Source organism: Streptomyces sp. NPDC055506, assembly GCF_053643595.1.
Map to the genome: position 1 here is coordinate 1 of NZ_JBSHKH010000112.1, position 20,493 is coordinate 20,493.

Consider the following 20,493-nt stretch of genomic DNA (forward strand, 5'->3'; position numbering starts at 1 on the left):
CACGGACGCCGTCCGTTCGGGTCGGCGCCCGCCGCACGACACACCGGCTCGGCGCCGGATCCGGGGCGGCGCTCGGCGATGCCGTTCACGCCGGGTCGGCGCGGCCGGTGTGGCGCGACTGACCGTCTGCGTCGTGCTTTGACGCCGGCGTAACGACACCCCGGCTTGGGGCCGGATCCCGGGGCGGTGCTCGGCGATGCCGTCCGTGCCGGGTGGCGGGTGGCCGGTGCGGCGCGGTCGGCGCGACCGGCCGCGTGCGTCGTGCCTTGGCGTCGGCGTAGCGACACCCCTGCTTGGCGCCGGATCCCGGGGTGGCGCCCGGCGGTGCCCTCCGCGCCAGGTCGGCGGGCGGACGGCGCGGCGTGGCCGACCTGGGCCAGCACGACTGACCGCGTGCGCCGTGCCTTGCCGCCGGCGTAACGACACACCGGCTTGGCGCCGGACCCCCGGCGGTGCTCGGCGATGCCGTCCGCGCCAGGTCGGCGGATTGGCCGGTGCGACCGACCGACCGCGCGTGTCGCGCCCGAGGCGACATCCCCCGGCCGCCGACGCGCCTGCGTGAGGGCGTGGGAACGGGTGGGCGGGGCTCCCGCGCTCCCGCGCGCGTCGCGCCCTCCCGGAGCCGGACTCACCAACGCGTCGGCGGCGGGGCCGTCAGGTGTTCCGCCAGTCTTGACACTCTGTCCCGGAAGCGGCGGCGGCTCCGGGGGGCCGGGAGGGCGTTCTCTCCGGCTGCCGCGCTGACCAGGTGCTGGACCGTGTCCAGGTCCAGTTCCGAGCCGGCGGGGACGGCCAGGGACTCGTGGGACATCGCCGGCAGTTCGCCCGCGTCGGGGCCGAGGGCCAGGACCGTCGCTCCGGCGCGCCGGGCGTCGGACACGCGTTCAAGGAGTGGCGCGGCAGGCCCCTCGGGAGACACCACCAGGAGCGTCTCGCCCCGCCGGGCCGCCTCCAGCCGTCCCAGACCGACCGCGAGATGCGCCGGGTCGCAGGGGCGCGCGTCGTGCCGTACCAGCGTCGGGGCCAGCTCCGGGGTGCCCGACCACGCGGCCTCGTCCACCAGGTGCGCGGCCAGGTGCCACGGCTCGTACTCCGGCGTGCCGACGAGCAGCAGCCCGCCCCCGTGCGACACCACCGAACCCCGCAGCGCCCCGGCGAACCGCCGCGTGGCGCCCAGCCACTCGGTCCCGGCGAGCACTTCCCGTAGCAGCGCGACCCGTACGGCATCCATGCGACCGCATCCTGCCCCGACCGGTCACTCGTGATGTGGAATTCACCACGAATTCGCCCGGCTTGGGCACAGGGACCGGTCACGCGTGCCGCTGTCGAACGACCGGAGGAGCCCGCCGATGACCGAGACCAGCGTCCCTTTCCGCGCCGGCCGCGAGGGATACGCCAGCTTCCGGATCCCCGCCGTCGTCGCCACCGGCACCGGCACCCTGCTCGCTTTCTGCGAGGGCCGGGTCGGCTCCCGGGACGACTTCGGGCACATCGACGTCGTCCTCAAACGCTCCACGGACGGCGGCCGCACCTGGGGCCCGCTCCAGGTCGCCGCGGAGAACGGCGACGCCCTCGCCGGCAACCCGGCCCCCGTCGTCCTCGACACCGGCCGCGTCCTGCTCGTGCACGTCCGCAACGCGGCCCTCGCCACCGAGGACGCCATCCGGCGCGGCAAGGTCAGCGCGGCGGACGGGCGCCGCGTCTGGGTGCGGCACAGCGACGACGAGGGCCTCACCTGGTCGGCGCCGAAGGAGATCACCCAGGAGACGAAGAAGCCGCAGTGGCGCTGGTACGCCACCGCCCCCGGCCACGCGATCCAGCTGAGCACCGGCCGGATCGTCGTCCCCGCCAACCACTCCCTGCCGCCCACCGGCACGGACAACGGCACCGAGGGCAAGTACAACGGCGGCCACTGCCTGCTCAGCGACGACCGCGGCGCGACCTGGCGCATCGGGTACGTCGACGACAACACCGACGGCTACATCAACGCCAACGAGACCACCGCCGCCGAACTCCCCGACGGCCGCGTCTACTTCAACACCCGTAACGACTCCACCTCGCCCGGCACTCGCGCCGACGCCCACTCCGCGGACGGCGGACAGACCCTGGTGAAGCCCTTCCGCCCGCAGGCCGGTCTCGCCGCCCCGGTCTGCGAGGCGAGCGTCCTGCAACTCCGCGACCCCGATGTGCTCCTCTACTCCGGCCCCGCCGACCCGGGCTTCCGTGCCCTGATGACCATCCGCGCCTCCACCGACGGCGGCACCACCTGGCGCCCGGCGTTCACGGTGGACGGCCTGCCCGCCGCGTACTCCGATCTGGTCCGCGTCGACCCGGACACCGTGGGGCTGTTGTACGAGACCGGCGACTTCTCCGCCTACGAGACGATCACCTTCCGGCGGGTGCCCCTGACCGAGCTGACCTGAACCGCCCGGGGTACCGGCGCGGACGTAGAGTCGGGGCCATGACCTCTACCGACAGTGCTGCCACCGACAACGCCCAGAAGGCCCCCGCCAAGGACCCCTGGGACCTGCCCGACGTCTCCGGACTCGTCGTCGGTGTGCTCGGCGGAACCGGGCCCCAGGGCAAGGGCCTCGCCTACCGGCTCGCCCGGGCCGGCCAGAAGGTGATCATCGGCTCGCGGGCCGCCGAGCGCGCCCAGGCGGCGGCCGGGGAACTCGGGCACGGCGTCGAGGGCGCCGACAACGCCGAGACCGCGCGTCGCAGCGACATCGTGATCGTCGCCGTGCCGTGGGACGGCCATGGCAAGACCCTCGAATCCCTGCGCGAGGAACTGGCCGGCAAGCTCGTCGTCGACTGCGTCAACCCGCTCGGCTTCGACAAGAAGGGCGCCTACGCGCTCAAGCCCGAGGAGGGCAGCGCCGCCGAGCAGGCCGCCGCCCTGCTGCCGGAGTCCCGGGTCACGGCCGCCTTCCACCACCTGTCGGCCGTGCTGCTCCAGGACCCGGAGATCGAGGAGATCGACACCGATGTGATGGTGCTCGGCGAGGTGCGGGCGGACGTCGAGATCGTCCAGGCGCTGGCCGGCCGTATCCCCGGTATGCGCGGCATCTTCGCGGGGCGGCTGCGCAACGCCCACCAGGTGGAGTCGCTGGTGGCGAACCTGATCTCCGTGAACCGCCGCTACAAGGCACACGCCGGGCTGCGCGTCACCGACGTGTGAGCGGATGAGGCGGATGGGGGACACTGGACGGCACCAGCAGTGTCCCCCGACAGGAGCCGACCGCCATGCCCCGCCTCGCCACCTACGCCTCGATCGTCTGCGTCCTCTCCGTGGCCGCCGCCGTGGTCTCCTTCGTGCAGGGCAGCTGGCTGGGGATCGTCTGGGTGCTGCTCGCCGGACTGTCGTCGAACATGACCTGGTACTACCTGCGGCGCACCAGGGCCCAGAAGTCGGTCACGCACTGACCGCTTCCGTCACGGAGCCGCCTGGCAGAACTCGTTCGAGCCCTGCCAGAAGCGGTACAGCTCCTGACCGCAGTACGTCTCGAAGTCGCTGATCTGCAGAGACTTCAGAATCGTGTCGATCACGTCGAAGAACACGCCGTTCACCGCCGGCAGCCACAGCAGCGCGAACACGAACAGCAGGCCGAACGGCGCGAACGGCTCCACCTGGCGCCGGATCTTGTACGACAGCCACGGCTCGATCACGCCGTAGCCGTCCAGGCCCGGCACCGGCAGGAAGTTCAGCAGCGCGGCCGTCACCTGGAGCAGGGCGAGAAAGGCCAGCGCGAGCCGGAAATCGCTCGGCACGCCGTCCAGGGCGTCCAGCCAGAACGGGGCCGTGCACACGATCGCGAACAGCACGTTCGTCAGCGGACCCGCCGCCGAGATCAGACTGTGCCGCCAGCGCCCCTGGATGCGCCCCCGCTCGATGAAGACCGCGCCGCCGGGCAGGCCGATCCCGCCCATGATCACGAAGATCACCGGGAGCACGATGCTCAGCAGCGCGTGCGTGTACTTCAGCGGGTTCAGCGTGAGATAGCCCTTCGCGCCGACCGAGATGTCGCCGCTGTGCAGGGCGGTGCGCGCGTGCGCGTACTCGTGCAGACACAGGGAGACGATCCAGGCCGCCGTCACGAAGAGGAACACGGCGACGCCGGGCTGCTCCGCGAAACCGGTCCAGGTCGCCCAGCCCGTGACCGCCGTCACGGCCATGATCCCGACGAACACGGGACTGATCCGCCGCTCGCTGTGGCGGCTGGTGGCGGTGGTCATGGGGCTCCCTGCACTCTTCGGACACGCGATGGGACTGCCCGACCGTACCGGGCGCACGGGGAAAACGTCTCGCGCGGGGCGGTCGGTTCCGGAGAGGGTGGGGGCATGGGGCTCTGGCACGTGTTCTACGCGGACTGGCAGATGGAGTGCTGCGGCACGCCGTTCTCGGTGGGGGACGAGGTGAACTGGCCCCTGCTGCTCCTGGACGCGGACGACGCGTACGGCGGCGGCTGGCACGACCAGCTCACCGAGGTCGCCGGGCCGGTGGAGCACGTGGGCGGCGTCCGGGTGGTGCGGGAGGAGACGGGCCTCACGGTGGCACTGGGCGGGGAGCCCCAGGGGTGGATCAGGTCGGTCGGGCTGCTCTCCGTCGAGCGGCACGGCGCGTCCTGGCCCCAGGTCACCGGGCGGGTACGGGCCGTGCACGTGGTCACCCAGGGCTACGCCGAGACCCCACCCGGCTCGCGCTCCTGGGAACCGGTCCCGGGCGAGCGGCGCCTGAGGGCGGTCGACCAGTGCCCGAAGTGGTTCGCCGACGATGCCGCGGAGCGGGGACACCGGCGGAGGGAGTCGGGGGTGGTGGTGACCCTGGAGTCGCTGAGCCAGGCACCGGGGGAGCGCGGCTGAGTGTCGCCCCCGCCCGCCGCGCCGTAGAAACCGTGTGACCCGTGCTCGTACCACCGGAGACAATGGACCCCGTGCGCTACCGCATCCTCGGCACCACGCAGGCGCTCCGCACCGACGGCACGGTCGTTTCGGTGGGCGGGGCGCGGTTGCGTGCGCTGCTGACCGTGCTCGCTCTGCGGGCCGGCCGTACCGTGCCCGTGGGGCTGCTCGTCGACGAGGTGTGGGACGGTGCCCCGCCCGCCGACGGGCAGGCCGCGCTCCAGGCGCTGGTCGGGCGGTTGCGGCGGGCGCTCGGGGCGGACGCGGTCGCCTCCGCCGAGGGCGGGTACCGGCTGGCCGCCGCGCCCGACGACGTCGATCTGCACCGGTTCGAGCGGCTGGCCGGCGAGGGACTGCGGGCCCTGGCCGACGGCGACCCCGCCAAGGCCGCCGTGATCCTCGACGACGCCCTCGCCCTGTGGCGCGGCCCAGCCCTCGCCGACCTCCCCGACCGCACCGCCGAGGCGGCCCGCCTGGACACCCGCCGCCTGGACGTCCTGCGCGCCCGCCACACCGCCGCCCTCGCCCTCGGCCAGGCCGGGCAGTCCCTGCCGGAACTGACCGCCCTGTGCGACGGCCACCCCCTGGACGAACCCCTCCAGACCCTGCGCCTGCGCGCCCTGCGCGACGCGGGCCGCACGGCGGAGGCCCTGGACGCCTACGAGGAGGTCCGGCGGCTGATCGCCGACCGGCTGGGGGCCGACCCGGGGCCCGAACTGCGGTCCCTGCACGCGGAGTTGCTGAGCCTGGGGGACAGCCCCGTAGCCGCGACCGCCGCCGCGCCTCAGCCCGTCGGCAACCTGCGGGCCCGGCTCACCTCCTTCATCGGCCGTGAGAGCGACATCGAGACCATCCGCGGCGATCTCAGCACCGCCCGGCTGGTCACCCTGCTCGGGCCCGGCGGGGCCGGCAAGACACGGCTGTCGCAGGAGGCCGCCGAGACCGTACGGCCCGCCATGTCCGGCGGCGTCTGGCTGGCCGAACTCGCCCCGGTCGACGACCCCGCCGCCGTACCGGAAGCCGTGCTCACCGCCGTCGGCGCCCGCGAGACCGTGCTGTACGGCGCCGGCGCCGAGGGCATCCGGGCCGCCGTCGCCGACCGGCTCGACGACCCCGTCGAGCGGCTCGCCGAGCACTGCTCCCGCCCCGGCATGCTGCTGATCCTCGACAACTGTGAGCACGTCGCCGACGCCGCCGCACGGCTCGCCGAGGAACTGCTGGAGCGCTGCCCGGGGCTCACCGTGCTCGCCACCAGCCGTGAACCCCTGGGGGTGCCGGGGGAGTTGCTGCGGCCCGTGGAGCCGCTGCCCGAGCCGGTCGCGCTGCGGCTGCTCGCCGACCGGGGCGCGGTGGCCCGGCCCGGCTTCCGCGTCCAGGACGACCCCGAGGCGTGCGCCGAGATCTGCCGGCGCCTCGACGGCCTGCCCCTGGCCATCGAACTCGCCGCCGCCCGGCTGCGGATGCTCACACCCCGCCAGATCGCCGACCGGCTCGACGACCGCTTCCGCCTGCTCACCTCCGGCAGCCGCACCGTCCTGCCCCGCCAGCAGACCCTCAGGGCCGTGGTCGACTGGTCCTGGGATCTGCTCGACGAGGACGAACGGGACGTCCTGCGGCGGCTGTCGGTGTTCGCGGGCGGCTGCGACCTCCCGGCCGCCGAGGCGGTGTGCGGGCCGGTCGCCCTGGAGGCGCTCGGCTCGCTCGTCGACCGCTCCCTGGTCGTGGCCTCCCCGCCGGGCGAGTCGGCCGACGGCGAGATGCGCTACCGGCTGCTGGAGACCGTCGCCGAGTACGCCGCCGAGCGGCTGGACGAGGCCGGACAGCGCGCCGCCGCGGAGCGCGCCCATCTGACGTACTTCCGTGAACTCGCCCGTGTCACCGACCCGTTGCTGCGCGGCCCCGGCCAGCTCGCCGCCATCCACCGGCTCGAGCGGGAGTACGAGAACCTGCGCACCGCCCTGCGGCACGCGGTCGCCCTGCGCGACGAGCAGGAGGCGCTCTGCCTGGCGCTGTCCCTCGTCTGGTACTGGCAGATGCGCGACCTGCGCATCGAGGCCCGCAACTGGTGCCGTGAGGTCATGGCCCTCGGCCCCGACCCCTTCACCGAGCCCGTCCGCCGCGCCGTAGCCGTCTGGCAGCGCTGCACCGACGCACCGCCCCCGATGACCGGCGAGGTCCTTCTGGAGGCCCGGCGGGGTGTCCACCTGGCCCATCTCGCCTGTATGGACACCGAACTGGACGCCTGGCAGAGCCCCGAGGCCCAGCGGAAGCTGCGGACCATCGCCCAGACCTACGAGCCCGGCCTCCCGCAGAACTGCCGGCTCCCCGGCCTGCTCTGGTTCTTCGCCGTGATGCTGACCGGCGACATGGACCGGCTGCGCGTCATCATGGAAGCGGCCATCCGCACCTGCCGGGAGACCCCCGGCTTGGAGTGGGAGCTGGCCTCCGGTCTCCAGATGCGGGCCAACTTCCTCGCCAACCGCACCGACTGGGCGGGTGACGCCGCCCGGGACGCCGACGAGTCGCTGGAGATCTACCGGAGCCTCGGCGACGCCTGGGGCACCGCCGAAGCCCTCTCCGCACGCGCCGAGGCCCATGAGCGCAGGGGCGACTACCACCTGGCCGCCGCCGACTACGAGGCGGCCATCGCGCACGCGGAAGGCGTCGGCGCCCGCGCCCAGGCGGCCGTCCTCGGTGCCCGGCTGGGCAGCACACTGCTGGAGGCCGGCGAGGGCGAGCGCGGCGAGCGGCTGCTGCGCGAGGTGATCGCACAGCGCGAGGACTCGCACAGCGAGGCCATGCCCGCCGCCCGGCTGTTCCTGGCCGTCTGGCTCGGCATGACGGGCCGCGTCCCCGAGGCTCGTGAGCACCTGCGGCGGCTGCGCCAGGACTTCCGTATCGCCCACTTCGTCGTCTTCGACGCGTTCATCCTGGGCGCGGAGGCCTGGCTGGACTCCGTGGAGGAGCGCCACGAGGAGTGCCTGGACCGGATCCGCAGGGCTCTGGAGCGGGCCGGCGACCCGCTCTCGACGGCCATCGCGCCCCATATGCGCTCGCTGTACCTGGCCGTCGCCGCCGGTTCCCTGGCCGGCCTCGACGGCGGGCACCGCGCCCGGGACGCGGCCCGCTGCCTCGGTGCCGCCCGTGTCCTGCTGCCGCCCGGCCATGTCGCCGTCCGGCAGGAGCGCGAGGCGCACGCGCAGGCGGAGCGGCGGGCCCGGGCGGTGCTCGGCGACGCCGCTTACGAGAGCGCGTACGCGGAAGGCGGCGGCCTCTCCCCCGAGGAGGCCACCGCCCTGGTCTGACACGAGGCGGCCCCGCGGTCAGCTCTTGGTGCGGAACTTGTGGATCGCGATCGGCGCCATCACCGCCGTGATCGCGACCGACCAGCCGAGCGTCACCCACAGATCGTGCGCGACCGGCCCGCCGACCATCAGGCCGCGCGCGGCGTCCGCCAGCGTGGACAGCGGGTTGTAGTCGGTGAAGGCCTGCAGCCAGCCCGGCATCGAGGTCGTCGGCGCGAAGATCGACGAGCCGAACTGGAGCGGGAACAGCACCAGGAAGCCCATCGCCTGCACGGACTGCGCGCTCTTCATGATCACGCCCAGGGTGAGGAACACCCACATGATCGACGAGGCGAACGCGGTGGACAGGGCCATGGTCGCGAGCAGACCGAGCCAGTTGGTGATCTCGAACCCGACCGCGACGGCGACGATCATCAGCACGGCGGTCGCGAACAGCATCCGCAGCAGCTCCACCGAGATCTTCGCGAAGAGCACCGAGCCCCGCCCGATCGGCAGGGACCGGAAGCGGTCCATGACGCCGGAGTTGAAGTCCTGGCTGAAGCCGGTGCCGACGCCCTGGGACAGCGTCATGCTCATCATCGCGATCATGCCGGGGATCACGTACTGCACGTACTGGTCCTGTCCGCCGCCCAGCGCCTGCCCGATCGAGCCGCCGAACACGAACACGAACAGCAGGGTGAAGATGACCGGCATCAGCAGCGCGTCGGCCATCGACTCCGGGTCCTTGCGGATCCACAGCAGATTGCGGCGTACCAGGGCCCCCGTGTGGCGCAGGTGCGCGCGCGGCGAGATACGGGCGTCCGCCTCGCCTTCGTGGAGGGGTGCGGTGGCGGCGCTCATACGGCGACCTCCTGACGGTCGTCGGCGGGCACGGTGTCCTGCGGGGCACTGGCGCGGTGGCCGGTGAGGGACAGGAACACCTCGTCCAGGCTGGGCAGTTCGGTGGTGATGGAGGAGAGCGTGATGCCGCGCGAGGTGACGGCGCCGACCACGGCGGTCAGCTGCTCGTCGCTGAGGATCGGCACGAGGACGTCGCCCCGGTCGGTGTCCACGGTCGTGGTGGCGAGCCCGGTGATCCCCAGCTCGTCCAGCGCGGCGGCGAGCGGCCGCAGATGCTCCGGATCGGCCGGGCGTATCCGCAGCGCACGGCCGCCGACCTTCGCCTTCAGCTCCTCGATGGCACCGCCCGCGATGACCTGCCCGCGGTCGACGACCGTCAGCTCCGTGGCGAGCTGCTCGGCCTCCTCCATGTACTGCGTGGTGAGCAGCACGGTGACGCCGTCGCCGACCATGCGCTTGACCTCGTCCCACACCTCGTTGCGGGTGCGCGGGTCGAGCCCGGTGGTCGGCTCGTCCAGGAAGAGCACGGCCGGCCGGCCGATCATCGAAGCGGCCAGGTCCAGCCGCCGCCGCATGCCTCCGGAGTACGTCGCCGCGGGCCGTTTGGCGGCCTCGGTGAGCGAGAAGCGCTCCAGCAGTTCGTCGGCCCGGCCCCGGGCGCTCTTGCGCGGCAGATCGAGCAGCCGCCCGATCATGTACAGGTTCTCCCAGCCCGAGAGCTTCTCGTCCACGGAGGCGTACTGCCCGGTGAGCCCGATCACCCGGCGCAGCTGCCGGGGCTGCCGTACGACGTCGTAGCCGGCGACGGTGGCCCGGCCCGTGTCGGGGGCGAGCAGCGTGGACAGGATCCGCACCAGGGTCGTCTTCCCGGCCCCGTTCGGGCCGAGCACCCCCATGACGGTGCCCTCCCGCACGTCCAGGTCGACCCCGTCCAGTGCCTTGGTCTCTCCGTAGTGCTTCACCAGCCCCCGCACGGTGACCGCGGCGCCGCCGGCGTGTGTGTCGATTCGCGTCATGAGACAGACGGTCTCAGGGCCCACCGACAAACCACCGACAAGCAACCGACAGACCGGTGTCGGGCCCCGACACGGGAGCGGCCCGCCGACTGGGGGAAGATCGGCGGGCCGTCCGTGGTACCGCTGTGGCTCTAGTGGACGGAGTGCTCCTCCTGCGGGAACGTTCCGCCGACGACGTCCTCGGCGAACGCCTTCACCGCGTTGCCCATGACCTCACGCAGGTCGGCGTACTGCTTCACGAACTTGGGGACGCGCCCGCCGGTCAGACCCAGCATGTCGGTCCACACCAGCACCTGAGCGTCGGTCTCGGGGCCGGCCCCGATCCCCACCGTCGGAATCTGCAGCACCCGCGTCACCTCGGCCGCCAGTTCCGCCGGGACTAGCTCCAGCACCACCGCGAACGCGCCCGCGTCCTGCACGGCCTTCGCGTCCCGCAGCAGCTGCTGGGCAGCCTCCTCGCCCCGCCCCTGCACGCGGTAGCCCATCGCGTTGACGGACTGCGGGGTCAGGCCGATGTGCGCCATGACCGGGATGCCGGACTCGACGAGCAGCCGGATCTGCTCGTGCGACCGCTCGCCCCCTTCCAGCTTCACGGCCTGCACGCCCGCCTCCTTCACCAGCCGGGTCGCCGAGCGCAGCGCCTGCACCGGACCCTCCTGGTAGGAGCCGAAGGGCAGGTCGCCGACGATCAGGGCGCGCGAGGTGCCCCGTACGACCGCCGCCGACAGCATGGTCATCTCGTCGAGGGTGACGGGCACGGTCGACTCGTACCCCAGGTGGCAGTTGCCCGCCGAGTCGCCGACGAGCATGACCGGGATGCCGGCCTCGTCGAAGACGGACGCGGTCATCGCGTCGTAGGCGGTGAGCATGGGCCACTTCTCGCCCCGCTCCTTGGCGGCGGCGATGTCGCGCACGGTGATACGGCGGGTGCCCTTGCCCCCGTACAGCGTCTTGGCGCTCCGGGCAGCCGAAAGCTGCGTCATTGCACGGCTCCTCACACGTCATCTCGAGGCGCCCTGACGGCGTCCCCGGACCACGTCCATGGTGGCACCTCGTGCCAGTCAGGGCTAGGGGAGCCCCTGTGAGTTCCGACCCGGCGCCCCGAGCACAGGGCGCGTAAGAGCTCGGTAAAGGTATTCCAATACGAGACGGTCTCGTATCGAAATGGTTCTACGCTCGACGGCATGACTACTCCTGCCGACCGCGCCGCCCCCACCGGCCCCCGGATACCGGAAGCGGTGCACCGGCGCCGCTGGGCGATTCTCGGTGTGCTGATGCTCAGCCTGCTGATCGTCGTCCTCGACAACTCGATCCTGAACGTCGCCATCAAGACGATCTCCACCCCGGCCCCGACCGGCCTGGGTGCCACGCAGAGCGAGCTGGAGTGGGCGATCAACGCCTACACCCTCGTCTTCGCGGGCCTGCTGTTCACCGCCGGGCTGCTCGGCGACCGGCTCGGCCGCAAGAAGGTGCTGCTCGGCGGCCTCGCCGTCTTCGGCATCGGCTCCGCGCTCGCCGCGTTCTCCGGCTCGCCGGGGGAGCTGATCGCCTTCCGGGCCGTGATGGGCCTGGGCGCCGCGTTCGTCATGCCCGCCACCCTCGCCGTCCTCATGAACGTCTTCGAGCGCGAGGAGCAGCCGAAGGCCATCGGCATCTGGGCCGGCGGTGTCGGCCTCGCCATCGCCATCGGGCCCATCACCGGCGGCGTGCTCCTCGACCACTTCTGGTGGGGCTCGGTCTTCCTCATCAACGTGCCGATCGTGCTGCTCGCCCTCGCGCTGATGCTGTGGCTGGTGCCCGACTCCCGCGACCCGAAGCCGGGCCGTGTCGACCCCGTCGGAGTCGTGCTCTCCGTCGTCGGCCTGGTCCTCCTCGTCTACGGCATCATCAAGGGCGGCCAGCTCGCCGACTTCACGGACGCCACCGTGCTGTCCACGATCGGCGCCGGCCTCGCCGTCCTCGTCGCCTTCGTGGTGTTCGAGAAGCGCAGCGACCATCCGTCCATCGACGTCACGTACTTCAAGAACAAGGTCTTCTCGGCCGCCATCGCCGCCATCGCGCTGGTGTTCTTCGCCCTGATGGGCGTGACCTTCTTCTCGGTCTTCTACACCCAGAGCGTGCGCGGCTACTCGCCGCTGCAGACCGGCCTGCTGATGCTGCCGCTGGCCGCCGCCCAGATGATCTTCGCGCCGAGGGCCCGGCTGCTGGTCGACCGCTTCGGCAACAAGGCCACCACGACCGCCGGAATGCTGGTCATCGCCGCGATGCTGGCCGCCTTCGCCACCCTCGACGCGGACACACCCATCTGGATCCTGGAGGTCATCTTCTTCCTCATGGGCACCGGCATGGCGCACATCATGACCCCGGTCAGCGTCGTCATCATGCAGGCCCTGCCCCGCGAGAAGGCCGGCTCGGCCTCCGCGCTCAGCAACACCTTCCGGCAGGTCGGCGGCGCCCTCGGCATCGCCGTCCTCGGCTCGGTGCTGTCCACGGCGTACCGCACCGGCATCGACGACAGGCTCGGCGTGCTGCCGCCCGCCCTCCGCCACACCGCGGGCGAGTCCATCGAGGCCACGCTCGGCGTCGCGGCCAAGCTCGGCCCCGAGGGCAAGTCCCTCGTCACCCCCGCCTACGACGCCTTCCTGCACGCGATGCACATCACCGCCCTGTGGGGCGCGGGCGTCGCCCTGATCGGCACGGTCGTCGTGGCGCTGTTCCTGCCCGGGAAGCCCCCGGCACCCGAGCAGGGGGAGGAGGAGAAGGAGTTGTCGGACGCGCGGTCGTGACCCTGCGCGACAATGCATCTCCCCAGCCAGCGAAGGACGGAGCGACGTGAGCCTCGCCGAACGGCACCCCCCGAACGACGGCCCCCCGAGGGGCCGCCCCAGAAGCGAGGCCGTCGAACGCGCCATCATCGAGGGCGTGATGAGGCTCCTTGAGGAGGGCGTGCCCCTCGCGGAGCTGTCCATCGAGCGCGTCGCCCGCACCGCCGGCGTCGGCAAGGCCACCATCTACCGCCGTTGGAGCGGCAAGGACGAACTCTTCGTCGACGTCCTGCGCGCCGCCGAACTCCCCGACCCGCCGCTCCCCGGCACCTCCATGCGGGACGACCTCGTGGTCCTGCTGGAACAGGTTCGGCGGCGGGGCCTGGCCAGCCGCTCTTCGGCGATCCTGCACAACGCGCAGGCTCAGATGAAGAGCAGCCCGAAGATCTGGGCGGCGTACCACGCCACCGTCATCGAGCCGCGCCGTCGGCGCGGTCTCGAGGTCCTGCGCCGCGGCCAGGAGAACGGCGAACTGCGCACGGACATCGACCTCGACCTGCTCAACGACCTGTTCGTCGGCCCGCTGCTCCTGCGCGCCGTCCTGCACCCGGACGCCGACCTGCCGGAGGGCCTCGCCGAACAGGTCGTCGATACGCTGCTCGAAGGGCTGCGTCCCGGCGGCTCACCGTCCGTCAGTTCGGTCCCGCGGCCGTCCTAGTGTGCGCGTTTCGTCACAGAGGGCGCTTTCACAGGCGGTGACCGGAACTCGCCGCGCGGACTCGTTCGTCCTCGCCCCCGTACGGCCGTCGACGGACGGCGGGAACGGAACGGATCATCCCCTAGGGTCGTAATGACACGGGGGCGATGGTGTGCACGGCAGGCAGTGAGGCGACGGTATGGCGCAGCAGGCGTACATGACGGAGACGGACAGCGGCGGCTCGGGACCCGAGCGCCGGGGAAACCGGCTTCGCCGCCTGTTCGACCGTATGACCGGCGGCCGGCGGGGCGACCCGAGGATGTGGCGGCGCGGTCTGTTCGTGGCCCTCAGCGCGGTGCTGCTGGCCGTGGTCATGCTGGTGCACTCGCACATCCCCAACACCATCGGCAATCTGGGCAGCCTCATCGAGACGTTCCTGCCCTGGCTGGGGCTCCTCGTCCCGGTGCTGCTCCTGCTCGCCGTCATCCGCAAGTCGGCGACCGCGCTGGTCGCGCTGCTGCTGCCGTCGCTGGTCTGGCTGAACCTCTTCGGCGGCCAGCTCAGCGACAAGACCGTCACCGGCGGCGACCTCACCGTGGCCACGCACAACGTCAACGCCGACAACCCGGACCCGGCAGGCACCGCCCGTGACGTGGCCGCCTCCGGCGCGGACGTACTGGCCCTGGAGGAACTGACGGCCTCCGCCGTCCCGACATACGAGAAGGCGCTGGCGTCGACCTACCGCTACCACTCGGTCGAGGGCACGGTCGGGGTGTGGAGCAAGTACCCGCTGACCGGTGTGCGGGCCGTCGACATCGACATGGGCTGGACCCGGGCGATGCGCGCCACCGTGACCGCCCCCTCCGGGCAGGTCGCGGTCTACGTCGCCCATCTGCCGTCGGTGCGCGTGAAGGTGGAGGCCGGCTTCACGGCCCGGCAGCGCGACAGGAGCGCGGAGTTCCTGGGCGAGGCCATCTCCCACGAGCCGCTGCGGAACGTCGTGCTCCTCGGCGACCTGAACGGCACCATGAACGACCGCGCGCTCAACGCCGTCACCTCCCAGATGCGCTCCACGCAGGGCGCGGCCGGCAACGGCTTCGGGTTCAGCTGGCCGGCGTCCTTCCCGATGGCGCGCATCGACCAGATCATGGTCAGGGGCCTGGATCCGGAGAGCTCCTGGACCCTGCCGGAGACGGGCAGTGACCATCTGCCGATCGCCGCCCGTGTGAAGGTCGCCACAGACGGCTGAGTAGGGCCGTAGGCGGAATAGCAGGCCTGAGAGACTTTGTTCCGTACTTGAACATACGAAAGTACGGATCCCCAGCAAGACTCGAAAGGCTTCCTCATGCCCCTGGCCCTGCTCGCCCTCGCCGTGGGCGCCTTCGGCATCGGTACCACCGAGTTCGTGATGATGGGGCTGCTGCCCGATGTCGCGGACGACCTGCACATCTCGATACCCAGCGCCGGCCATCTGGTGTCGGCGTACGCGCTGGGCGTCGTCATCGGCGCCCCCCTGCTGGCCGCGGTCACGGCCCGGATGTCCCGCCGCACGGTCCTGATCAGCCTGATGGGACTGTTCGTCGCGGGCAACGCCCTGTCGGCCCTCGCGCCCGACAACGGCTGGCTGCTGGCGGCCCGCTTCCTGAGCGGCCTGCCGCACGGCGCCTTCTTCGGTGTGGGCGCCGTCGTCGCGACGAACATGGTCGCCCCGGAGCGCAAGGCGCGCTCGGTCTCCCTGATGTTCCTCGGTCTGACGATGGCGAACGTCGCGGGTGTGCCCGTGGCGACCCTCATGGGCCAGAACCTCGGCTGGAGGGCGACCTTCCTCGGCGTCAGCGCCATCGGCCTGGCGGCGATCGCCGCGCTCGCGTTCCTGATCCCGCACGACCACGAGCACACCACCGCCAAGGGCCTGCGCGGCGAACTCGCCGCCCTGCGCTCCCTCCCGGTCTGGCTGTCGCTCGGTACGACGGTCGCCGGCTTCGGCGCCCTCTTCTCGGCGTACAGCTACATCACGCCGATGCTCACGGACGCCGCCGGCTACGCCGGTGCCAGCGTGACCCTGCTGCTGGCGCTGTTCGGCGTCGGCGCGACCGCCGGCAACCTGCTCGGCGGCCGGCTCGCCGACCACTCCCTGCGGGGCACGCTGTTCGGCGGCCTGGCCTCCCTCGTGGTGGTGCTGGCGTTCTTCCCGCTGCTGATGCGTACGGAGCTGACCGCGGCCGTCGCCGTGATCCTGCTCGGTATGGCGGCCTTCGCCACCGGCTCCCCGCTCCAGCTGATGGTCATGGAGAAGGCCGCCTCGGCCCCGTCCCTGGCCTCCTCCGCCAACCAGGCCGCCTTCAACCTGGCCAACGCGGGCGGCGCCTGGATCGGCGGCCTCGCCCTGGCCGCGGGCTTCGGGGTCACCTCCCCGGCCCTGGCTGGCGCGGCCCTGGCCGTCCTCGGCCTGGCCGTGGCGGCGGTGGCGTACACGGTGGACCGGCGCCGGGCGCCGGCCGCCGGGCGCGAGCGGATCGTGGCGAGCCACGTCCCGCAGGAGGCGGAAGCGGTGCGCCACTGACCGTTGCCGCTACCCCGGCGCGATGACTCGGGCGGCAGTCCGTGGGTCGGTCCCACGGGCTGCCGCTCTGTGTTTGTCAGTGGGTCTGGCGCCGCGCCGCGACCACCGCCGAACTGGTGGGCGTGGTGAGGACCTCGGTGGCGTCGAGGCCCGGATGGGTGAGGTAGAACAGCCGCAGCTCGTCCACCCGACCCTCGAACCTGGGCGGCCAGTCGGCCGACGGGGTGAAGTCGTCCAGGACGAGAATCCCACCGGGAGCGAGCAACTCGACGACCCGCCCGGGGTGGTCCCGCTTGCCCCCGCCGTCGCAGAAGAAGACGTCGAACGGGGCGTGTTCTTCGAGCAGCCGCCAGTCCCCGGTCAGCACACTCACACGGTCGTCGCCCGCGAAGACACCGGCCGCGCGCCGGGCCAGCTCCTCGTCACGCTCCACGGTGACGAGACGGGCACCGGCCCCGAGCCCACTGTGCAGCCAGGCGGTCTCACGCCCGAGCCGGTGCCGCTCTCGGCGACGACCCCGTGCGGCTTCGAGGCGGCGGCCATGCGGAGCAGCCTGCCCACCTCGGGGATGCAGCTCTTCTTGAACCCGGCCTCGGCGGCGAGACGCTCCGCGACGCCCACCCGGTCCGGAACCCCACGATCTGCCACGATCAGCCCCCTCACGGTGCGCCAGACGCTACCTGACTCGCTGTCAGCGCGCCGACCAGTTGATCGAGTCCGTCGAACAGCCCGTCGAAGTCGTCCGAGCGCGTCGGCGGATCCCCGGCCGGCCGGCGGACGTAGGCGGTCCGCATGCCAGCCGCCTGCGCTCCGCGCAGGTCCCAGGCGTGCGTGGCCACCATGAGGACGCGCTCCGGTGGGCATCCGGCGGTGTCGACGGCGAGCCGGTAGACCTCCGGTGCGGGCTTGTAGGCGTGGACTGCCTCGGCGGACAGGGCCTGATGCCAGCACAGCTCCGCATGCCTGTTGAGTCGCAGCAGAGCGGTGCGACTGGCGTTGGAGAGCCCGACCACGGGGGACCGCTGCGCGAGCCGCTCCAGCCCGGCGACGGAGTCGTCCCACGGGGGCAGGCGCTGCCCCGCCGTGGCCAGCCGGGCGACGGCAGCCGGATCGGTGATCCCGGCCCGCTCGGCGACGAGCCGGGCGGCCTCCGCGTCGATGATCTCGGTGTTGGCATACGGGCGGTGCCCCTGCTCGATGCGCCGCTGCTCATGCTCGCAGTGCTGCTGCCACAGGCTGACCCATTCGTGGACGGCCGCCTCGTCGGCTGCGGGGGCCGCTTCGCGCATGGCCGCCCGAAGCCCACTGGACTCATCGACGAGCGTTCCGAGGACATCGAAGACGACGACCTCGATATCGCGGATCCCCCTCATAAGGCCTCCTGCGCTCACGTCTGTCGTCACCGCTTCAACCGGTGACGATGTTGCCCGGATGTCTCGTCACCGGTCAAGATGGTGACGTGGATTTCACCTTCGTGAGCGGCGACCCGGCCCTCGACCTGACCGGCACCGTGCTGAGCCGCCGGGACGAACCCGTCGACCTCCTGGCCGCGCCCGCGGATCTCGAACGGTGGGTGGCCGCGTGTGACGGGCTTCCCGACCGGGTGAGCGCCGACAGGCGGAACTTCGCGTCGGCGCTGTCCTTGCGAGAGGCGCTCTACCAACTGGCTCTCGACCGCGTGCTCGACCGTCCCTTCGACCCGGGCAGTCTCGACCTCGTCAACGGCACGGCTGCCGGGCCGCCGTGCGCGATCGAGCTCGGCGACGCGGGCCTGCGCACTTCGGGGGACCTCCCCGCGGCACTGTCCCAACTGGCCCGGAGCGGAATCACCTTGCTGGCCGACCCCCACGCCTGCCTCAAGGAGTGCGGCCGCCCCGGCTGCACCCGCATCTACCTCGACCGGTCACGGGGTGCTCGGCGTGCTTGGTGCGGGATGGAGGAGTGCGGCAATCGCGTCAAGGCGGCGGCTTATCGGGCGCGGAGACGGGGGGCTGTCGACGCTGCGGGGCCTGTGGGAGCCCGCCCCGTACCCCTGCTCCTGTCGATCGTGCTCGCTGCCGGCGCGCTCACCGGCTGCGCGCTACAGGAACTCGCCAGGGACTGCGGGGGGACCGAGGACCGGGTGAAGGAGATGGCCGCGCTCGGCATCCTCGACTCCCGGCCCGCCGGGGCCACCGTCGCGCGGGGCTTCGAGAAGGCCGACGCCGGCTGCTGGGCGGACAGCGGCGATGTCTCGGTGTACGCCAACCGGACCTACGCCTTCCCCGGCACACGGGCCGAAGTCGCCGCACACTACCGGACGGCAGCGGAACGAGACGGATGGGCTCCGCCGGCCCGGGAAGCCTCGTCCGACGACCTGTGCTTCGCAAAGGAGGGGATGTCCCTGCGGATCGACTTCCTCACCGCCGAGGGCCTCGCGGAGGACGGCCACGGAAGCCGCCCCGACCTCACGGCCGGGGCGGGCTACTCGATCAGCGCCGACTCCTTCGTGAACAGCGGCGCCGAGGCGGGCTGCTAGAAGAGGCGGGCTGCTGGAAGAAGCGGGCTGCTGGAAGAGGCGGGCCGCTGGAAGTCGCGCCCTCAGAGCGACTCCCGCCACCCGTTGGTGATCGGCAGTCGGCGGTCCTTCCCGAAGCCCTTCGCCGAGATCTTCGTGCCCGGCGGGTACTGGCGCCGCTTGTACTCCGCCGTGTCGACCATGCGCAGTGTCTTCGTGACCAGCTCCCGGTCGTAGCCGGCCGCCACGATCTCGTCCGCGCCCTTGTCGTGGTCGACGTACAGGTCGAGGATCGCGTCCAGCACCGGGTAGTCGGGGAGCGAGTCCGTGTCGACCTGGCCCGGGCGGAGTTCCGCGCTCGGGGGCTTGGTGATGGAGTTCTCGGGGATCGGCGGGGTCTGGCCGCGCTCCCGGGCGGCCCGGTTGCGCCACTCCGCGAGACGGAAGACCGACGTCTTGTACACGTCCTTGATGGGGCCGTACGCGCCGACGGAGTCGCCGTAGAGCGTCGAGTAGCCCACCGCCAGCTCCGACTTGTTGCCGGGGGCCAGGACGATGTGACCCTCCTGGTTGGAGATGGCCATCAGGAGCGTGCCGCGCAGGCGCGACTGGAGGTTCTCCTCCGCCAGGCCCGTCAGGCCCAGCGAACCCATGTACGCGTCGAACATCGGCTCGATGGGCACGGTCCGGAAGTTCAGGCCCGTGCGGTGGGCCATCTCCGCCGCGTCGTCCTTGGAGTGGTCCGAGGAGTACTTCGACGGCATCGACACGCCGTACACGTTCTGCGCGCCCACCGCGTCGCACGCGATCGCCGCGACCAGCGCCGAGTCGATGCCGCCCGACATGCCGATCAGGACCGACTTGAAGCCGTTCTTCGCGACGTACGCCCGCAGGCCCACGACCAGCGCCGAGTAGACCTCCTCGTCGTCGTCCAGGCGGTCCGCGTAGCCACCGGAGAGTTCCCGCTCGTAGGGAGCCAGGGGCTCCTCCGACAGGACCACCCGGTCGATGCGCAGGCCATCGTCGATCACACCCGTGGGCGCGTCCGCCGACGCCGCCGGCAGGTCCAGGTCCAGGACCACGCAGCCCTCGGAGAACTGCGGCGCCCGCGCCACGACCTCGCCGTCCTTGTCCACGACGATCGAGTCGCCGTCGAACACCAGCTCGTCCTGGCCGCCGATCATGGCCAGGTACGCGGTCGTGCAGCCGGCCTCCTGGGCCCGCTTGCGGACCAGCTCCAGGCGCGTGTCGTCCTTGTTGCGCTCGTAGGGGGAGGCGTTGATCGAGACCAGCAGACCCGCCCGCGCCGAGCGCGCCGCCGGGACCCTGCCGCCGTCCTGCCAGAGGTCCTCGCAGATCGCCAGGGCGACGTCCACGCCGTGCACGCGCAGCACCGGCATGCTGTCGCCGGGCACGAAGTAGCGGAACTCGTCGAAGACGCCGTAGTTCGGCAGGTGGTGCTTGGCGTAGTTCAGGACCACCTCGCCGCCGTACAGCACCGCCCCCGCGTTCTGCGGCGCGCCGGCCGGCTGGCCGTACTTCGGCTGGGCGGTCGCGCTGCGGTCGAGATAGCCGACGATCACCGGCAGCTCGCCGAAGCCCTCGTCGGCCAGTCGGGTGGCGAGACCGCGCAGCGCCGCCCGGGAGGCCTCCACGAAGGACGACCTGAGGGCCAGGTCCTCGACGGGATACCCGGTCAGCACCATCTCGGGGAACGCCACGAGATGCGCTCCCTGCTCGGCGGAGTGCCGGGTCCAGCGGACGACCGACTCGGTGTTCCCGGCGAGGTCGCCGACGCTCGAATCGATCTGGTTCAGGGCGAGACGTAGTTGAGGCACGGGCCCAGTGTAATCGTCAGAGCGACACAATGGGGTGGCCTGGGTCACCCCAGGCCACCCCGATCCCCTT

17 protein-coding genes and 1 pseudogene are annotated in these 20,493 nt (G+C 72.2%); 10 read left to right on the forward strand and 8 right to left on the reverse strand.

Features of this window, described 5'->3' with window-relative positions; translation table 11 throughout:
• Positions 1-628: 628 nt before the first annotated feature.
• Positions 629-1,231 (reverse strand): hypothetical protein, encoded by a 603-nt coding sequence (locus tag ACWIF2_RS31255; protein ID WP_454364232.1) that lies wholly within the window; start codon positions 1,229-1,231, stop codon positions 629-631.
• A gap of 118 nt (positions 1,232-1,349) precedes the next feature.
• Between ACWIF2_RS31255 and ACWIF2_RS31260 the strand changes: the two genes are divergently transcribed.
• The 3 genes from ACWIF2_RS31260 to ACWIF2_RS31270 all read left to right on the forward strand — a co-directional run bounded on the left by ACWIF2_RS31260 (position 1,350) and on the right by ACWIF2_RS31270 (position 3,426).
• The gene (locus ACWIF2_RS31260) at positions 1,350-2,423 is read left to right on the forward strand and encodes a sialidase family protein (protein WP_454364233.1); all 1,074 of its coding nucleotides are present in this window, start codon (positions 1,350-1,352) and stop codon (positions 2,421-2,423) included.
• 38 nt (positions 2,424-2,461) lie between these two features.
• Positions 2,462-3,181, forward strand: a complete 720-nt coding sequence (gene npdG, locus ACWIF2_RS31265) for an NADPH-dependent F420 reductase (RefSeq protein ID WP_454364235.1) — start codon at positions 2,462-2,464, stop codon at positions 3,179-3,181.
• Between the two features lie 65 nt (positions 3,182-3,246).
• The gene (locus ACWIF2_RS31270; RefSeq protein WP_454364237.1) at positions 3,247-3,426 is read left to right on the forward strand and encodes a hypothetical protein; all 180 of its coding nucleotides are present in this window, start codon (positions 3,247-3,249) and stop codon (positions 3,424-3,426) included.
• Positions 3,427-3,435: 9 nt separating this feature from the next.
• Here ACWIF2_RS31270 and ACWIF2_RS31275 read toward each other — a convergent pair whose 3' ends face one another.
• Positions 3,436-4,236, reverse strand: a complete 801-nt coding sequence (locus ACWIF2_RS31275) for a site-2 protease family protein (protein WP_454364239.1) — start codon at positions 4,234-4,236, stop codon at positions 3,436-3,438.
• Between the two features lie 105 nt (positions 4,237-4,341).
• On the opposite strand from ACWIF2_RS31275, the gene ACWIF2_RS31280 reads away from it, so the two are divergent.
• Both ACWIF2_RS31280 and ACWIF2_RS31285 read left to right on the forward strand, forming a co-directional pair.
• Positions 4,342-4,863 carry a DUF6578 domain-containing protein gene (locus ACWIF2_RS31280; RefSeq protein WP_454364240.1) on the forward strand — a complete coding sequence of 174 codons (522 nt, stop codon included), beginning with the start codon at positions 4,342-4,344 and terminating at the stop codon, positions 4,861-4,863.
• A gap of 62 nt (positions 4,864-4,925) precedes the next feature.
• The gene (locus ACWIF2_RS31285; protein WP_454364270.1) at positions 4,926-8,207 is read left to right on the forward strand and encodes a BTAD domain-containing putative transcriptional regulator; all 3,282 of its coding nucleotides are present in this window, start codon (positions 4,926-4,928) and stop codon (positions 8,205-8,207) included.
• 18 nt (positions 8,208-8,225) lie between these two features.
• Here ACWIF2_RS31285 and ACWIF2_RS31290 read toward each other — a convergent pair whose 3' ends face one another.
• The 3 genes from ACWIF2_RS31290 to panB form a co-directional block, all read right to left on the reverse strand.
• Positions 8,226-9,047, reverse strand: a complete 822-nt coding sequence (locus ACWIF2_RS31290) for an ABC transporter permease (RefSeq protein ID WP_454364242.1) — start codon at positions 9,045-9,047, stop codon at positions 8,226-8,228.
• Positions 9,044-10,063 carry an ATP-binding cassette domain-containing protein gene (locus ACWIF2_RS31295; protein WP_454364243.1) on the reverse strand — a complete coding sequence of 340 codons (1,020 nt, stop codon included), beginning with the start codon at positions 10,061-10,063 and terminating at the stop codon, positions 9,044-9,046. The genes ACWIF2_RS31290 and ACWIF2_RS31295 overlap by 4 nt, the downstream gene beginning before the upstream one ends.
• A gap of 131 nt (positions 10,064-10,194) precedes the next feature.
• Positions 10,195-11,046, reverse strand: a complete 852-nt coding sequence (gene panB, locus ACWIF2_RS31300; RefSeq protein ID WP_454364245.1) for a 3-methyl-2-oxobutanoate hydroxymethyltransferase — start codon at positions 11,044-11,046, stop codon at positions 10,195-10,197.
• 201 nt (positions 11,047-11,247) lie between these two features.
• Between panB and ACWIF2_RS31305 the strand changes: the two genes are divergently transcribed.
• From ACWIF2_RS31305 to ACWIF2_RS31320, 4 genes are all read left to right on the forward strand, one after another.
• Positions 11,248-12,849: an MFS transporter gene (locus ACWIF2_RS31305; protein ID WP_454364247.1), complete on the forward strand. Its 1,602-nt coding sequence runs from the start codon at positions 11,248-11,250 to the stop codon at positions 12,847-12,849.
• Between the two features lie 46 nt (positions 12,850-12,895).
• On the forward strand, positions 12,896-13,546 hold the full coding sequence (locus tag ACWIF2_RS31310) for a TetR/AcrR family transcriptional regulator (RefSeq protein ID WP_454364248.1): 651 nt from the start codon (positions 12,896-12,898) through the stop codon (positions 13,544-13,546).
• A gap of 268 nt (positions 13,547-13,814) precedes the next feature.
• Positions 13,815-14,774 (forward strand): endonuclease/exonuclease/phosphatase family protein, encoded by a 960-nt coding sequence (locus tag ACWIF2_RS31315; RefSeq protein WP_454364272.1) that lies wholly within the window; start codon positions 13,815-13,817, stop codon positions 14,772-14,774.
• 96 nt (positions 14,775-14,870) lie between these two features.
• Entirely contained in the window at positions 14,871-16,088 is a 1,218-nt protein-coding gene (locus tag ACWIF2_RS31320) for an MFS transporter (protein WP_454364250.1), read from the forward strand.
• Positions 16,089-16,164: 76 nt separating this feature from the next.
• Here ACWIF2_RS31320 and ACWIF2_RS31325 read toward each other — a convergent pair.
• Both ACWIF2_RS31325 and ACWIF2_RS31330 read right to left on the reverse strand, forming a co-directional pair.
• Positions 16,165-16,709 (reverse strand): annotated as a pseudogene (locus ACWIF2_RS31325) (O-methyltransferase).
• A gap of 38 nt (positions 16,710-16,747) precedes the next feature.
• Positions 16,748-17,461, reverse strand: a complete 714-nt coding sequence (locus tag ACWIF2_RS31330) for a haloacid dehalogenase type II (protein ID WP_454364252.1) — start codon at positions 17,459-17,461, stop codon at positions 16,748-16,750.
• Positions 17,462-17,547: 86 nt separating this feature from the next.
• On the opposite strand from ACWIF2_RS31330, the gene ACWIF2_RS31335 reads away from it, so the two are divergent.
• Entirely contained in the window at positions 17,548-18,606 is a 1,059-nt protein-coding gene (locus ACWIF2_RS31335; RefSeq protein ID WP_454364254.1) for a CGNR zinc finger domain-containing protein, read from the forward strand.
• A 62-nt stretch (positions 18,607-18,668) separates the two neighbouring features.
• On the opposite strand, the gene ACWIF2_RS31340 is transcribed toward ACWIF2_RS31335, so the two are convergent.
• Entirely contained in the window at positions 18,669-20,423 is a 1,755-nt protein-coding gene (locus tag ACWIF2_RS31340) for an NAD+ synthase (protein WP_454364256.1), read from the reverse strand.
• Positions 20,424-20,493: the final 70 nt, after the last annotated feature.